This is a genomic window from Saccharothrix sp. ST-888, assembly GCF_000955975.1.
GTDB lineage: Bacteria > Actinomycetota > Actinomycetes > Streptomycetales > Streptomycetaceae > Kitasatospora.
This window is the reverse complement of sequence record NZ_JYJF01000556.1, coordinates 1-361: the sequence shown is the minus strand read 5'-3', so window position 1 is coordinate 361 and position 361 is coordinate 1. Positions and strand designations below refer to the sequence as shown.

Annotated in this window: 2 protein-coding genes; one reads left to right on the top strand and one right to left on the bottom strand. The window is 69.8% G+C overall.

Translation table 11 applies throughout. The features are described from left to right. Nucleotides 1–4 precede the first annotated feature (4 nt). A complete protein-coding gene (locus tag UK12_RS38950) occupies nt 5–178 on the top strand; it encodes a M4 family metallopeptidase (protein ID WP_269432066.1) in 174 nt (57 codons plus the stop codon). Here UK12_RS38950 and UK12_RS45355 read toward each other — a convergent pair. After that, nucleotides 100–321, bottom strand: a complete 222-nt coding sequence (locus UK12_RS45355; RefSeq protein ID WP_442973924.1) for a hypothetical protein — start codon at nt 319–321, stop codon at nt 100–102. The two genes, UK12_RS38950 and UK12_RS45355, sit on opposite strands and share 79 nt — an antisense overlap. Nucleotides 322–361 lie beyond the last annotated feature (40 nt).

Here is a 361-nt window from a genome sequence, read left to right as displayed (position 1 = left end):
CGCGCTGACCACCTACATGACCTCCACCACCGACTACGCGGCGGCCCGTACCGCCACCCTCAGCGCGGCCACCGACCTGTACGGTGCGGGCAGCACCGATTACAACCAGGCCGCCCCCGCCTGGGCCGGGGTCACCGTCGGCTCGCTCCCCAGCGGCCGCGTCCCCGCCACCCCGTAGTCGGTGTCGACGGCGGCCGACTCCTTGCTGCCGATCTGGTCGTCGCCCGAGGTGTCGGTGGACTTGGTGCACAGCGTCCCGTTGGCCGAGGTGCCGTTGGTCATGTTGGTGGTGTACCTCCCAGCTCGGCTCGCGTCCGTCATCTGGTACGTTGAACCGGACTGCGTGGTACCGATCGTGACG